Annotated in this window: 12 protein-coding genes; 7 read left to right on the forward strand and 5 right to left on the reverse strand. The window is 71.1% G+C overall.

Translation table 11 applies throughout. From position 1 onward, the window contains the following. Positions 1-103 precede the first annotated feature (103 nt). The 6 genes from ACZ6N8_RS25650 (at position 104) to ACZ6N8_RS25675 (ending at position 6,491) form a co-directional block, all read left to right on the forward strand. A complete protein-coding gene (locus ACZ6N8_RS25650; protein ID WP_466013060.1) occupies positions 104-1,315 on the forward strand; it encodes a chitosanase in 1,212 nt (403 codons plus the stop codon). Between the two features lie 132 nt (positions 1,316-1,447). Continuing rightward, positions 1,448-1,840 (forward strand): MerR family transcriptional regulator, encoded by a 393-nt coding sequence (locus tag ACZ6N8_RS25655; RefSeq protein WP_466013061.1) that lies wholly within the window; start codon positions 1,448-1,450, stop codon positions 1,838-1,840. Continuing rightward, a complete protein-coding gene (gene trxA / locus ACZ6N8_RS25660; RefSeq protein ID WP_139586651.1) occupies positions 1,810-2,157 on the forward strand; it encodes a thioredoxin in 348 nt (115 codons plus the stop codon). Before ACZ6N8_RS25655 ends, trxA begins: the two co-directional genes overlap by 31 nt. Before the next feature lie 249 nt (positions 2,158-2,406). Beyond that, positions 2,407-3,657 (forward strand): HNH endonuclease signature motif containing protein, encoded by a 1,251-nt coding sequence (locus tag ACZ6N8_RS25665; RefSeq protein ID WP_466013062.1) that lies wholly within the window; start codon positions 2,407-2,409, stop codon positions 3,655-3,657. Positions 3,658-3,905: 248 nt separating this feature from the next. Beyond that, positions 3,906-4,547: a hypothetical protein gene (locus ACZ6N8_RS25670; protein WP_466013063.1), complete on the forward strand. Its 642-nt coding sequence runs from the start codon at positions 3,906-3,908 to the stop codon at positions 4,545-4,547. 51 nt (positions 4,548-4,598) lie between these two features. Beyond that, on the forward strand, positions 4,599-6,491 hold the full coding sequence (locus tag ACZ6N8_RS25675; protein ID WP_466013064.1) for an ABC transporter ATP-binding protein: 1,893 nt from the start codon (positions 4,599-4,601) through the stop codon (positions 6,489-6,491). 84 nt (positions 6,492-6,575) lie between these two features. Here the strand turns inward: ACZ6N8_RS25675 and ACZ6N8_RS25680 are convergent, their stop codons facing one another. From ACZ6N8_RS25680 to ACZ6N8_RS25695, 4 genes are all read right to left on the reverse strand, one after another. After that, positions 6,576-7,097: a PepSY domain-containing protein gene (locus ACZ6N8_RS25680; protein WP_466013065.1), complete on the reverse strand. Its 522-nt coding sequence runs from the start codon at positions 7,095-7,097 to the stop codon at positions 6,576-6,578. Between the two features lie 106 nt (positions 7,098-7,203). Beyond that, a complete protein-coding gene (locus tag ACZ6N8_RS25685) occupies positions 7,204-7,758 on the reverse strand; it encodes a DUF5872 domain-containing protein (protein ID WP_466013066.1) in 555 nt (184 codons plus the stop codon). A 28-nt stretch (positions 7,759-7,786) separates the two neighbouring features. Beyond that, positions 7,787-9,076 (reverse strand): sensor histidine kinase, encoded by a 1,290-nt coding sequence (locus ACZ6N8_RS25690; RefSeq protein WP_466013067.1) that lies wholly within the window; start codon positions 9,074-9,076, stop codon positions 7,787-7,789. Further along, a complete protein-coding gene (locus ACZ6N8_RS25695; protein ID WP_466013068.1) occupies positions 9,073-9,768 on the reverse strand; it encodes a response regulator transcription factor in 696 nt (231 codons plus the stop codon). Before ACZ6N8_RS25695 ends, ACZ6N8_RS25690 begins: the two co-directional genes overlap by 4 nt. A 102-nt stretch (positions 9,769-9,870) precedes the next feature. Between ACZ6N8_RS25695 and ACZ6N8_RS25700 the strand changes: the two genes are divergently transcribed. Next, complete coding sequence (locus ACZ6N8_RS25700; protein WP_466013069.1) at positions 9,871-10,335, forward strand: septum formation initiator; 465 nt, start codon at positions 9,871-9,873, stop codon at positions 10,333-10,335. A 93-nt stretch (positions 10,336-10,428) separates the two neighbouring features. Here the strand turns inward: ACZ6N8_RS25700 and ACZ6N8_RS25705 are convergent, their stop codons facing one another. After that, the gene (locus ACZ6N8_RS25705; RefSeq protein WP_466013070.1) at positions 10,429-14,355 is read right to left on the reverse strand and encodes a ThuA domain-containing protein; all 3,927 of its coding nucleotides are present in this window, start codon (positions 14,353-14,355) and stop codon (positions 10,429-10,431) included. Positions 14,356-14,550 lie beyond the last annotated feature (195 nt).

The raw sequence follows: 14,550 nt of genomic DNA on the forward strand, positions 1-14,550 counted from the left end.
TTAATACAGTTTCCTGATGCTCGCGGTAGCCCGCCGGGGCCGGACCGCCGCGCCGGGCCACCGACCGGCCGGCGGCACGCCGCCCCTTCCCCGAGGAACACCAATGGTTCACAAGAGAACAGCCGCCTACGCCGTGGGCGCCCTGCTGATCACGGTCGCGGGGCTCGGCTACGGCCTGCCGTCGGCCAGCGCCGCGACCGCCGGCCCGATCACCGGCCTCGGCGGCAAGTGCGTCGACGTCGCGGCCGCCAACCCGGCCAACGGCACGCCGGTCCAGCTCTACGACTGCAACGGCAGCGCGGCCCAGACGTGGACCGTCGGCAACTCCGACGCCTCGATCCGAGCACTCGGCAAATGCCTCGACGTCACCGCCGCGTCGACCGCGAACGGCGCCAAGGTGCAGCTGTACGACTGCAACAACACAGGTGCGCAGAAGTGGACCGCCAGCAACGGCGCGCTCGTCAACTCCGGCTCCGGAAAGTGCCTCGACGTCACCGACCGCAGCACCGCGAACGGCGCCCGGCTGCAGATCTGGACCTGCGGCGGCACCACCAACCAGCAGTGGACCCTGCCCGGCGGCGGCACCCCCACCACTCCCCCGCCCACCACCCCCACCGGGGCGAACCTCGACGACCCCGCGAAGAAGGACGTCGCCATGCAGCTCGTCTCGGCTGCGGAGAACTCCTCGCTCGACTGGCGGGCGCAGTTCTCCTACATCGAGGACATCGGCGACGGGCGCGGTTACACCGCCGGCATCATCGGCTTCTGCTCCGGCACCGGCGACATGCTCGAACTCGTCGAGGCGTACACCCGCACCAAGCCGGGCAACGTGCTGGCCGGCTACCTGCCGGCGCTGCGCACCGTCAACGGCACGCCGTCGCACTCCGGCCTCGACCCGAACTTCCCCCGGGACTGGCGGGCGGCGGCCAACGACCCGGTGTTCCAGGCCGCCCAGGAAGCCGAGCGGGACCGGGTCTACTTCAACCCGTCGGTACGCGACGGCAAGAACGACCAGGTCCGGGCGCTCGGCCAGTTCGCCTACTACGACGCGGCAGTCATGCACGGGTACGAGGGCATGCGCCAGATCCGCAACCGTGCCCTGGCCCGGGCCAAGCCGCCGGCCCAGGGTGGCGACGAGCGGACCTGGCTCAACGCGTTCCTCGACGAGCGGGTCATCGAGATGAAGAAGGAGGCGGCCCACTCGGACACGTCCCGCGTCGACACGGCCCAGCGGGTGTTCCTCAACAACGGCAACTTCACCCTGAACACGCCGCTGGTGTTCGCCGTCTACGGCGACCAGTTCCGCATCGGCTAGACCCTCGCGCAGGCGCTCAGGGCGCCGCCCAGCGGCGCCCTGAGTCGTGCCCGGGGAACCCCGGGCGCGGCCTTGCCTTGACGCTGACGACAAGGTTTAGCCTGGTCGCGACGGGCTGGTCGAGGAGGTCTGATGCTGATCGGTGAGCTGGCGGAACGGGCTGGCACGAGCACCCGGACCCTGCGTTACTACGAGGCACACGGGCTGGTGTGCCCGCGGCGCTCGGCCAACGGCTACCGCGTGTACGACGAGGCGGAGCTGCGGGTCGTCCGGGAGATCCGGGCACTGCTCGACGTCGGTTTCGGCCTCGACGACGTCCGTCCGTTCGTCGCCTGCCTACGAGCGGGCAACACGTCCGGCGACGTCTGTCCGGATTCGGTGCAGGTGCTGCGGCGCAAGCTCGCCGAGGTCGACGACTACCTCGATCGGCTCACGGCGGTCCGTCAGCAGTTGCACACCCAACTCAGCCACGCCATCGCGCACCGGGAGGAAACATGCCCCAGGAAACGACAGTCGGGTCCCTGATCACCGTCACCGACGACACGTTCGCCGAGCTGGTGCTGGCCAGCGACCGGCCCGTGGTGGTCGACTTCTGGGCCGAGTGGTGCCCGCCCTGCAAGATGATCGAGAAGAGCCTCGTCGAGCTGGCCGGGGAGTTCGGCGACCGGATGGTCATCGCCAAGCTCAACTCCGACGACAACCCGCAGGCCACGCGGCGCTACGGCGTCATGTCCCTGCCGACGCTTCTGGTGTTCCGCGGGGGCGAGGTCGTCGGCTCGGTCGTCGGGTCCCGGCCGAAGCTGCACCTGCGGCAGAGCCTGACCATGCACGCCGGCCTGTGACCGCCACCGCCGGTCGACTGCCGCCCCCTGCTGTTGAGCGGTGCGACGATGGTCCTCACGGTGGCGGCACGGGTCCTCGCCGGGCGGTGGTGGAGACGGCTGCCGATGGCGCCGACATCGGCGTCGTGATTTGCGGGTGAACTGACCCGGTCGTCGCCCGGGAGGAGTCCGCCGACGAGTCTCCGGTGACCAGCCGGCACATCGATCATGATGACCGACAGTGTCGTACACCTGTTCTAGTCTCGGACCATGGTTGAGGAGTTGGCGCAGGCAGACGATGCGATCTCTGCCTGCGTCGACGCCCCCGCGTGGCCGCTCCCGGAACATGACCTGATCGCCGCGCTCGACGCCGCGCACCGCCTTCAGCAACGCCTCGCCGCCGTCACCCTCACCCTGATCCGTGAGGTCGACGGCCGCGGCACCGCCCGCACCCAAGGAGCCTCCTCCACCGCGGTGTGGCTCCGCGAACGACTGCGGCTGACCGTTCCCGCCGCCCGCCGCCTGATCGACCTCGCCACCGCTTTGGACACCGGCAGCCCCGGCATCCGACAAGCGCTGGCCGATGGCGCCATCAGCCTGGACCAGGCCCGGGTCATCGTCGACACCGTCGACACCATGAGCACGTCGGCCGACACCGAGACCGCCGACAAAGCAGTCGCTGTGCTCGTCGGCTGGGCCGCCCAGTTCGACCCCACCCACCTGCGCAAACTCGGCACCCGCATCCTCGACCACGTAGCCCCCGACATTGCCGACGCCACCGCCAAAGCCGCCCTCGACACCGAGGCACGCCGCGCTGCCCGCGACCGGCACCTGACCCTGTCCGAGCAGACCGACGGCCGACTACGACTCACCGGCACCCTCGACACCGAAACCGCCGGCCTGCTGCGCGCCGCCATCGACCCACTGACCGCCCCATCCGGACCCGACGACACCCGCTCCCCCGGGCAACGACGCCACGACGCCCTAGCCGACGTGTGCCGACTCGCTCTCCGAACCGGCGAGCTGCCCGACGGCGGTGGCGATTCCGCCCAGATCGTCATCACCACCAACTACGACGCGCCGACCCGGCAGCTGTCCGCCGGCACCCTCGACCTCGGCCTCCGACTCACCCCGGAATCCGTGCGCCGACTCGCCTGCGACGCCACAATCCTGCCCACCGTGCTCGGCGGCGCCGGTCAGGTCCTCGACGTCGGTCGACAACGCCGCCTCGTCACCGGCCCGCTGCGCCGGGCCCTCGTGCTCCGCGACGGCGGCTGCGCCTTCCCCGGCTGCGACCGACCACCCCGCTGGTGCGACGCCCACCACATCCACCACTGGGCCGACGGCGGCCCCACCAACCTCGACAACGCCGTCCTGCTCTGCGGCCACCACCATCGCCACCTGCACCACAGCGACTGGACCGTGCGGCTCGGCGACGACAGCCACCCCGAGTTCATACCGCCAGCCTGGCTCGACCCCGACCAACTTCCCCGCCGCAACCACTACCACCGACGAACGTAGGCACCGCCAGCGGAGAGTGGTCGGTCACGCTGGCGGGGTCCACGCGATTCGCGCGTGTGCCGACGTCCAGTCGTGCGTGCGCGCAATGGCCCGCACTACCGCGTTGGTGGCCGGTCGCCGTCGCTCGGCGCGGTCCCGATCAGCACGATCCCGGCTCCTGTCCAGAGTCGCTCAGCGCTCGGGCCGGGTCCGGTGGCTGCGGGGCGTGCGATATCTTTCGCGCGACACTCACCACGGGGACGGAACTCATGACGCGCACGGTGCCGACTGGCTCAGCGATCGTCGGCACGCTGACGTCGACGATCCTGCTGTTCGCGACCGGGTGTTCGGGGCAGTCCGACACTCCCACGGCGGCAGCGGCTACGCAGTCGTCAACTCCCGCCGCGGCGATGCGCATCGACAAGCCAGCCAAGCTACTGGGCACCTGGCCCGAGTCCGTGGATCGGGTCATCCGCGGCCAGGCTGAGCAGACCATGGGCAACTTCACGAAGCTGCTCGCCGCCGGGCCCACAAGCGCGACGGGCACCGCCTACGTCCGGGCCGAAGAGGTGCGCTCCGGAGAGCGTGGTCTGCACATCCCCGGCGATGACCAGCGGGTCATCCAGATCAGCGCGGTGTCCGGCACGATCACCGACCCGACCGCGACACTGGACAAGGTCTTCGCCGGGCTGCCGAAGGTCACCGACGTGGGGTCGGTCGCGCCGGGCCCGCTGGGTGGGGTGGCCGGCTGCGGCACCGGTCAGGCCGGGACGGGCATCCCGGTCGACGTCTGCGTGTGGAGCGATCAGCACACGATCGGCATGGTGACCTTCGTGAACTTCACGAAGGCCGATGACCCGCGAGGTGTGTTCGGTCAGATCCGCGCCGAACTGGAACGCCCCGCGCGGTGACTTGACCTCAAGCGCGGGTGAGGTCCTAACCTCCCGTATCGGAGGTAGGGCATGAGCATGGAATTTGCCGCGTGGACGTCTCTGCACCACGCGATGAACGCGCAGCAAGAACGACCACTGTCCCGTGTCACACTGAAGCGCATCGTGGAGTTCGCGCGGCCGCACCGGGCCCTGATCGTCAGGTTCCTGCTGCTGAGCGTGGTGACGGCGGTCCTCACGGTGGCGGCGCCCGTCCTCGCCGGACGGGTGGTGGAGGCCATCGTGGACGGCGCCGACAGCGGCGTCGTGATCCGGTTGGCGGTGCTGATCGCGGTGATCGCCCTGGCTGAAGCCGGCCTGGGTATGGTGACGCGGTTCCTGTCCGCCAGCATCGGCGAGGGGCTCATCGTCCAGTTGCGGACGGCCGTCTTCGACCACGTGCAGCGCATGCCTGTGGCGTTCTTCACCCGGACGCGCACCGGTGCGCTGGTCAGCCGCCTGAACAACGACGTGATCGGCGCGCAGCGGGCCTTCAGCGACACCCTGTCGAGCGTGGTCGGCAACGCCGTCACGTTGATGCTGACGTTGGCCGTGATGCTCAGTTTCTCGTGGCAGATCACGGTGCTGGCGCTCGTGCTGCTGCCCATCTTCGTTCTCCCGGCGCGCCGGATGGGTTCGAAGCTCGCCCAGTTGCAGCGTGAGGCGGCCGAGCACAACGCGGCCATGAGCACACGGATGACGGAACGCTTCTCCGCGCCCGGCGCGACCCTGGTCAAGCTGTACGGGCGGCCGGCCGAGGAGTCCGCCGAGTTCGCGGCGCGGGCGCGTCGGGTGCGGGACATCGGCATCCGCACCGCCATGCTCCAGTGGGTCTTCATCACCGCGCTCACCGTCGTCGGCTCGCTGGCGCTGGCCCTGGTCTACGGGCTGGGCGGTCTCTACGCCCTGCGGGGCAGCCTCGACGCCGGGACCGTGGTCGCCCTGGCGTTGCTGCTGTCGCGCCTCTACGCGCCGTTGACCTCGCTGGCCAGCGCCCGGGTGGAGGTGATGAGCGCGCTGGTGAGCTTCGAGAGGGTGTTCGAGATCCTCGACATCAAGCCGCTGATCCTCGACCGGCCCGACGCCCGCCCGCTTCCCGACGGGCCGGTCGCTGTGGAGTTCGACGACGTACGGTTCGGCTACCCGTCAGCGGACAAGGTGTCGCTCGCGTCTCTCGAAGACGTGGCGAAGCTCGACGCCCGAGGCGGCGAGGAAGTGCTGCACGGTGTGTCGTTCCGCGCCGAGGCGGGGCAGATGGTCGCCCTCGTCGGTTCCTCCGGGGCGGGCAAGTCGACGATCGCGCAGCTCGTCCCCCGCCTGTACGACGTCGAGGACGGCGCGGTGCGGCTCGCCGACGTCGACGTACGCGACCTGTCGGCCGAGTCGATCCGGACGGCGCTGGGTGTGGTCACTCAGGACGGGCATCTCTTCCACGAGAGCATCCGGGCCAACCTCGCGTTCGCTCGACCGGACGCGACCGAGGACGAGATGTGGGAGGTCCTGCGGCGGGCCCGCCTCGACGACCTGATCCGCACACTTCCCGATGGGCTCGACACAGTCGTCGGTGAACGCGGGTACCGGTTGTCGGGCGGGGAACGGCAACGGCTCACCATCGCGCGACTGCTGCTGGCCCGTCCACGCGTGGTCATCCTCGACGAGGCCACGGCGCATCTCGACTCCACCTCCGAGGCCGCGGTTCAGGAGGCTCTCGCCGAAGCCCTGACCGGCCGTACGAGCGTGGTCATCGCACACCGACTCTCCACCATCCGGGCGGCCGACCAGATCCTCGTCGTCGAGGACGGACGCATCGTCGAGCGTGGGCGACACGGCGACCTGCTCGCCGCCGGCGGTCGGTATCAGGAGTTGTACCGCACCCAGTTCGACCAGGACCAGCCGACGGTTAAGGAGCAACGCGTCGCCATCTGAGGCCGGCGCACCGGCCGCGCCCGCTGCCGGACCAGAGCCGCCGCCCGTCGCGGGGTCCCCGCGACGGGCGGCGGCGCCGGACGGTCAGTCGTCGTCGTTGTCGTTGTCGTCGTCGTCGTCGTCGTCGTCGTTGTCGTTGTCATCGTTGTCGTCGGCGTCGTCGTCGTCGACCGGCTCCTGCTCGGCCTTGACCACCGAGCCGTTGTCCCGGTCGACGTCCACCTCGTGCTCGGTGTCGCCAGCGACGATCTCGACGCTCCACACCTGTCGACCGTTCTCCTGCTCGGACTCGACCTCGACGATCTGACCACCGCCGGCCTTGGCGAGCGCGATCTCGCCGGCACGCTTCTCGTCGACGGTGCCGCCCGCCGACGAGGTGCCGGCCGACGGCGTACCCGACGGGGTGCCCGCCGACGGCGTGCCGCTGGCCGACGGCGAACCGCTGGCCCCGGGCGCGTCCGTGGCCGTCGGCGCGACGGTCGCCGCGGCCAGTGCCGTGCCGCCGGTCCGCGAGTCGTTCGCGGCGTTGACGCCGAGCGCGACCCCGGCCACCGCAAGCACCGCCGAACCGCCGACCGTCGCCAGAAGCAGATTGGTGCGCTTCATGGTGGTGTCCACCTTTCCTCGGTTTTCGACTCCGAGGATCGGTCAAATCGGGATAGCAGCGCGCTGTCGGGACGCTAAGGCCGGGTTAAGGTGGTCGACGGGCACGTCAGCCGCGCCTGTCGAGTTCCGCTTCGAGCCGCCGGACGAGCGTCTTGCGATCCTTGCTGGCGCGCTCGTTGCGCAGCGCGGTCCTGAGCTGGCGGGTATCGAGCCCACGGACCAGCTTGGCGGCCTCGGCCACCGACATCTCCGACATCCGGCCGGCCGTGGTGGCGTCCCGACGTGCTCGCTTGGCGGGCCCGGTGTTGGCGACGTACTGCCTGCCCGTCCGGGAGGCTTCGCGCTTCTTGGTGTCGGTGGCGCGTTTCTGGCTCTCCGACATCTCGTCCCAGGCCTTCTTGGGCAGGTATCGGCTCGTCGTACCGTCCTTGCGGGCCCGGGTGTCGCCCTCCTTGGTCTGCCACTTCTCGTTGCCCCAGCGCTGGAGGGCCTTCTGCCGCTCGTCCTTTTCGCCGAGGAATCCCCCGCCGCGCCTCTTGTACTCCTGAGTGACCAGCTGTGACTTGCGCGCCGACCACTGCCCCGGCCTGCCACCCTTGTCGGAAGCCTTGATCTCTTCCTTGATCTGCTCTCTGAGCTCGGGTTTCGTATACCGCGCCATAGGGGGCAGCTACCCGGCACCGCAGCGCCTATGCCTGCGGTGGCGACGTCGGGGGGCCGAGCCGAAGCAGCACCTGCGCCCCACCCCGCGGGCCGGTCCGCACCTCCAGGCGACCACCGCCGGCCTGCGCGGCACGCCTGGCGATGTCCAGGCCGAGGCCCGTGGACCCGGCCGCGCTCGCGCCCCGCCGGACCGCGCCGTCCGGCATACCGGGCCCCTCGTCGGCGATGGCGAGGACCACCTCCCCCGCCTCCCGGGCGAGCCGGACCGCGAACGGCGTGCCGTCGGAGGTGTGCGCGAAGACGTTGCCGAGCAGGGCGTCGACGGCCGCGGTCAGGTCGTCGGCCGGTACGCCGACGGGGAGCGGGCCGGCGGCCAGGTCGAGCGTGACGGCCCGGCCGGTGTCCTCGGCCAGCACCGACCAGAACGCGACCCGCTCTGCGACGATCGCCGCCGCGTCCGAACCCGCCGGCGCCACCGCCGGTGAGTGACGCCACCGGGCCTGCCTGATCAGTCCGGTGACCGCGCGTTCCAGTCCGTCGGCGGCGGCGGTGATCCGGGCCACGTCGTCCGGGTCACGCAGCGACTCCGCCTCCAACCGCAGCGCCGTCAACGGTGTACGCAACCGGTGCGACAGGTCGGCGACATGCTCGCGTTCCTGCACCAGGAGCACCTGGATACGGCCGGCCAGGTGGTTGAGCGCGCCGGCCACCTCGCGCAGCTCGGCCGGGCCGGCGGGTGTGACACGGGCGTCCAGTTCGGCGTTGGCCAGCCGGTGCGACACAGCGGACAGGTCGCTGATCGGCCGGACCAGGGTGCGTGCCAGCCGGTCGGCCACCGCCAGCCCGATCAGCACCAGGAGCACACCGAGCAGGGCCAGCACCAGCCACGCCCGGGTCACGCCGGCGGTCAGCTCGTCCCTGGGCACCACGGTACGGATCACGCCGGTGCCGTCCGCCCTGCCCTGCACGGCGATGACCACCTCCCGCCCGGCCCCCGACGCACCGGTGAGGCTCTGCCCGCGCGCGGCCAGGGCCACCGCGGGCGTACGCGGCGCCGACGCGCCGAGCACCGTGTCGTCGGGCAGGAAGACGCTCACCGGTCGACCGGACTCGGCGGCGAGCTGCTCGACGGTGAGGCGGATGGTGGCCGCGTCGGCGGTGCCGACCACCGGCACCAGGCTCTGCGCGTCGGCGGTGGCCCGGACGGTGGCCCGGTCCTCCGCGACGGTGCGCACGAGCAACGCCAGCGGCACCAGGAACGCGATGAGGGTGAGCACGCTCACCGCGGCGACCAGCAGCGCCAGGCGCGCCCTCACGGCTGCGCCGCCGGCGCTTCGAGGCGTACCCCGACGCCACGGACGGTGTGCAGGTAGCGGGGCTGCTGGGCGTTCTCGCCCAGCTTGCGGCGCAGCCAGGACAGGTGCACGTCGACCGTCTTGTCGGCGCCGCCGTACGGGATCTGCCAGACCTCGGTGAGCAGCTCGCGTTTCGTGACCACCTGGCCGGGACGGGCGGCGAGGTGGTGCAGCAGGTCGAACTCGCGGGGCGTCAGCTCCACCGCCACCCCGTCCAGGGTGACCTGCCGGGACCGGGGGTCGACGCGCAGCCCGCCGACGACGAGCGACGGGTCCTGCCCGTCGGTGCCGGACGGGCCACGTCGCAGCACCGCCCGTACGCGGGCGTCGAGCTGCGCGGCGGTGAACGGCTTGACCACGTAGTCGTCGGCACCGGCGTCGAGCACCCGGACGATCTCGGCGTCGTCGTCGCGGGCGGTGGCCACGATGACCGGCACCGAACTGACAGCGCGCAGCATCCGCAGCAGCTCGCGTCCGTCCAGGTCGGGCAGGCCCAGGTCGAGTACGACGAGGTCGGGCCGGTCGTCCAGGGCGTCGCGGAGGCCGGTCATCGCGGTCGAGGCGGCGGCCACCGCGTGCCCGCGTTCGCGCAGCGCCCGGATCAGCGGGGTACGAATCGTCAGGTCGTCCTCGACGAGCAGTAGGCGGGCCACAGGTGGCAGGCTAACCGCTACCGCTGGCGGCGAGGCGGACGTTAACCGTGCCTTAGCGTCCGGATGTGCCGCCGACAACTGTGGATCGGGGATAGTCAGGTGATGGGCCGTCGTTCGATCCTCATGGCCGCCGGGTGGGTGGCCACCGCCGCCGTCGCCACCCTGATCGGGCTGGGCGCCATCCGTCTGGTCGGCGAGAGCATCACCGGCACCCCCGGCGGGGTACGAAGCGAGGCGGAGATCGAACGGGCTCTCGCCTCGCCCGAGCCGGCGCCGACCGGGGCCACGGGCGGCGCCTCGCCCGGCGCGTCCACCGGGACCGTCGCGCCCAGCACCAGTTCCGGAGTCCGCCGGGTGTTCGCCACCGACGGCGGTACGGCGGTGGCCGAGTGCGGCGCCGGCGGCGTACGCCTCGTCTCCTGGGCGCCCGCGCAGGGCTACCGGGTCCGGGACGTCGACCGTGGCCCGGACGACGACGTCGAGGTCACCTTCGCGGGGTCGGCCGGAGAGCACGAGCTGAAGGTGCGCTGCATCGGCTCGGAACCGGTGGCGGTCGCCGACGACTGAGCCCGCCGGGTCAGGCGAACGGCGTTCGACACTGCCGGGGCCGACGGGGACCGGCACGGAAGACTCCGCGCCGGTCCCGTCGCCGGTGCCGGTTCAGCTGGCGTACGCCTCCAGCTCCCAGAGCGAGTGGCCGTATCCGGTGCCCCGCGCTGTGCCGTAGATCCGCAGGTAGCGGCCATTGGCTCCGAGCGCGGTGTGCTCGTCCACCCCGCCGTCGGCGCCGGTCACCGTCTTCACCGTGGTCCAGGTGGTGCCGTCGTTCGAGGTCTGGATCTGGTACGCGCTGCTGTACGCCGCCTCCCAGCTCAGCTTGACTCGACCGATAGCGGTGGGGCTGCCGAGGTCGACGCGGATCCACTGCGGGTCGGAGAAGGTGCTCGACAGGCGGGTGGTGACGCTGCCGTCGACCGCCTGGGCCCCGGACACGTCGGCCCCCTCGTTGCTGGACGTCGCGGTGGGTTTGTTGAGCAGCAGGTTGTCGCCGGTCGGTCCGCCGGTGCCGCCGTACACCTCGAACTCGAACAGCGAGTAGCCCCACGCGGTGCCCCGGGCGGTGCCGAGCAGCCGGACGTACCTGCCGGAGCCGATCAGCCCGGTCAGGTCGTCCACGCCGCCGTCGCCTCCGGTCACCGTCCGGATCGTGGTGAAGGTGACCCCGTCGGTGGAGGTCTGGATCTGGTACCCGCTGCCGTACGCCGCCTCCCAGGTCAGCTTCACCCGACCGATGGCGTACGTGGCGCCCAGGTCCACATCGATCCACTGCGGATCGCTGAACGAGCTGCCCCACCGGGTGCCCACCGCCCCGTCGAACGCGTTGGCCGCGACGAAGGCGCCCTCGAAGCTGGACGCTCGCGCGGGCTTGCCCCGGGCCAGGTTCGCGCCCGGCTCGGGATCCGGGTCCGGCCCCGGCCCGCCGGGGCTGCCGGAGAGGGTGAACTCGTCGATGTCGAACCACGGGCCGGCGCCCTTGAACACCAGGAACAGGGTGCGGGTGCCGGTCGCCGCGGTGACCCCACCGGTGACGGTGGCGAAGTTGGCGTACCCACCGGTGGGTACGACGGTCGCCGAGCCCACCAGCGGCCCGCTGGGTGAGTCGACCCGCAGCTCGAGGGTGCCACCGCCACCGGCCGGCGCGCCCACCCGGGCGCTGAAGGACTGGACGCCTGTCAGGTTGTACGGCCGGAACGAAATCCAGTCGTTGTTGTCGATGTAGCCGACGGCGGCCCCGCCGTGCCCGGCCGCCCCGGCGACGACCTGGACGCCTGACGAGTCACCGAAGTGCTCGGCCTGGCGTACCCGTGGTTGCAGCACGGCCTGGGTGTGCGTGGTCAGTGGCGGCTGGCCACCGCCCAGGTCGGTGTACTCGGCGTCGATGATGCCGAAGATGTTCGCGGCCGTGTCGTGCTCGCCGTCGGCCGAGGTCTGGATGACCCCGGTGCAGCCCTGCGCGCTGCCGAGCTGGTGCCCGTGCGAGTCGTGCCCGAGGACGTAGTTCACCTTGACCCGGGCGCAGTCGACGGCACCGTCCTGGGCGTCGGTGACGGTGACGCTGAACGGCACCGCGTCCCCGAAGCTGAAGGTCTGCCCGTTCAGCGGGGTGTTCACGGTGACCACCGGGGCGCTGTTGCCGACCGTGACGACCACGCTCGCGGTGGCCGTCTTGCCCGTGGTGTCCCGGACCGTCAACGTCGGGCTGCGGGTCCCGTTCGTGGTGTACGTGTAGCTCGGGTTCGCCGCTGTCGAGTCGGTGGTGCCGTTGTTGTCGAAGTCCCAGGCGTAGGTGAACGGGTCACCGTCCGGGTCGAGTGTGCCGGCCGAGGAGAAGGCCACGGTCAGCGGCGCGGTGCCGCTGGTCGGGTTGGCCGACACCTTCGCGACGGGCGCTCTGCCCTCGCGGGCGTACTCGATGCGGTACAGCGCCGAGTTGGCGTCGCCGTTGAACCAGCCGGTGCCGTAGTCGAGCACGTAGAGGGCGCCGTCCGGGCCGAACTCCATGTCCATGACCTGCGTCCCGGTCCACGGGAACGGGTTGATCTTCAACGGTTGGCCGGACGCGTCGAGCTTGATGTTCTTGATCCAGCGACGGCCGAACTCGCCGGCGAAGTAGGTCCCGTCGTAGTACTCGGGGAACGCCACCGGGGACGTGTTGTTCGGGTCGTACCGGTAGACGGGCCCTCCCATCGGCGACAGGCCGCCCCCGGTGAACTCCGGCGGGGAGCCGGAACCGCCGTACGGCAGCCACGCCGGGATGGCCGGCGGCAGCTGGGTGATGCCCGTGTTGTTGGGTGAGTCGTTCACCGGCCCGCCCGCGCAGTTGAACTTCGCCCCGGACGGCCCGGACGGGAAGGTGTAGTCGTTGTACGCGTCGTTGCGGGCCGTGCAGTACGGCCAGCCGTAGAAGCCCGGCCTGTCGATCCGGGCGAACTCGACGTTGCCCGCCGGCCCCCGGTTCGGGTCGGCGGTGCCCGCGTCGGGACCGTAGTCGCCGAGGTAGACGATGCCTGTGGCCTTGTCCACGCTCATCCGGAACGGGTTGCGGAAGCCCATCGCGTAGATCTCCGGGCGCGTCCGCGCGGTGCCCGGCGCGAACATGTTGCCCGCCGGGATGGTGTAGCCGCCGGCCGCGCTCGGCTTGATCCGGAGCACCTTGCCGCGCAGGTCGTTGCTGTTCGCCGAGGTGCGCTGCGCGTCGAACGCCGGGTTGCGTCCGGCCCGCTCGTCGATCGGGGTGAAGCCGGCCGAGTCGAACGGGTTGGTGTCGTCGCCCGTGGACAGGTACAGGTTGCCGGCCGCGTCGAAGTCCATGTCACCGCCGACGTGGCAGCACATGCCCCGGCTGGTCGGCACGTTGAGGATCAGCGTCTCGCTGGCCAGGTTGATGGTGTTGTCCGCGTTCACTGTGAACCGGGACAGCCGGTTGACGCCGTCCCAGACGGCGAAGTCGGAAGGGGTGCCGGTGGCCGGGGCGCCGCCGCCGGGCGTGCTCAACGGTGGCGCGTAGTACGCGTACACCCAGCGGTTGCCGGCGAAGTTGGGGTCCGCCTTGATGCCCTGCAGGCCCTCCTCGTCGCCTGTGTAGACAGGCAGGGTGGCGGCGACCTTGGTGTTGCCGGAGGCGTCGGTGTGCCTGATCACGCCGTTGCGCGAGGTGTGCAGCACCCCCCGGTCGGGCAGGACGGTGAGGCTCATCGGCTCGCCGGTCTCGGCCGCCCCCTTGGCCAGCTCCACCTGCTGGAAGCTGCTGGTGACGGTGGGACCGCAGTCGGCGTCGACGGCCCCGGCCGCGGTCATGATGCCGCCGAGCAGGTGCTGGCGGAAACCGGCCTCGGTGTACGACGCGTCGGTGTGGCCGAGGCCCGTGTACCAGGCTCGACCGCCTGAGTAGTTCTGGCACCAGGAGATGGGGTGGTCGGCTCCCATGCTGCCGCCGGTGTAGGTGCTCTCGTCGAGGGTGGCCAGCACGTGCACGTTGCCGCGGGGGTTGGTGCGGTAGTTGTACAGCTCGTCGAACCGGCTCCACCGCTGCGGTAGCGCCCTGGTGGACGGGTGCACCTGGTCGGCGACCTTCACGGTGGCGGTCTGCTCGGCGGGGTGCGAGGCGAAGTACGCGCCGACGAGGCCGCCGTACCACTGCCAGTCGTACTCGGTGTCGGAGGCGGCGTGCACTCCCACGTACCCGCCACCGCCGGTGATGTAGCGCTCGAACGCGGCCTGCTGGGCGGCGTTGAGGACGTCGCCGGTGGTGGACAGCCAGATCACGGCCGCGAAGCGGTCCAGGTTGGCGTCGGTGAACTGGGCGGCGTCCTCGGTGGCCTCGACGGTGAACCCGTTGGCGGCGCCGAGCTGCTGGATGGCGGCGATGCCCGGGGTGATGGATCCGTGCCGGAATCCGGCTGTCTTGCTGAACACCAGCACGGTGAACGGCGCGGCGCTGGCCGTGGGGGGCGCGGCGACGACGCCGCCCATCACGAGGATCGCGCTCAGCACGGCACCGAGCCACGATCTCAGGGATCTGCGCACGGGAGGTCCTTTCGCGGTGCGGGGGGACGGCGTGCGCCGATCACGCCAGGCGGTGGAGACGAGCCATGTGAATGCATCGTTACGGCTCGATCACATCCGCGTCAAGCGTTCTCCCACCATCCGTGAGAGCGCTATCTCCGCAGGTCAGGGCCGACCGTGCAGGACGAGATCGAATTACGCTTTTCCGCCTGCGAG

The organism is Micromonospora sp. NPDC047521 (assembly GCF_055587305.1).

Coding starts and splice junctions, on each gene's coding strand:
- ACZ6N8_RS25650 (WP_466013060.1), top strand. CDS start 104: ATGGTTCACAAGAGAACAGCCGCCTACGCCGTGGGCGCCCTGCTGATC.
- ACZ6N8_RS25655 (WP_466013061.1), top strand. CDS start 1,448: ATGCTGATCGGTGAGCTGGCGGAACGGGCTGGCACGAGCACCCGGACC.
- trxA (WP_139586651.1), top strand. CDS start 1,810: ATGCCCCAGGAAACGACAGTCGGGTCCCTGATCACCGTCACCGACGAC.
- ACZ6N8_RS25665 (WP_466013062.1), top strand. CDS start 2,407: ATGGTTGAGGAGTTGGCGCAGGCAGACGATGCGATCTCTGCCTGCGTC.
- ACZ6N8_RS25670 (WP_466013063.1), top strand. CDS start 3,906: ATGACGCGCACGGTGCCGACTGGCTCAGCGATCGTCGGCACGCTGACG.
- ACZ6N8_RS25675 (WP_466013064.1), top strand. CDS start 4,599: ATGAGCATGGAATTTGCCGCGTGGACGTCTCTGCACCACGCGATGAAC.
- ACZ6N8_RS25680 (WP_466013065.1), bottom strand. CDS start 7,097: ATGAAGCGCACCAATCTGCTTCTGGCGACGGTCGGCGGTTCGGCGGTG.
- ACZ6N8_RS25685 (WP_466013066.1), bottom strand. CDS start 7,758: ATGGCGCGGTATACGAAACCCGAGCTCAGAGAGCAGATCAAGGAAGAG.
- ACZ6N8_RS25700 (WP_466013069.1), top strand. CDS start 9,871: ATGGGCCGTCGTTCGATCCTCATGGCCGCCGGGTGGGTGGCCACCGCC.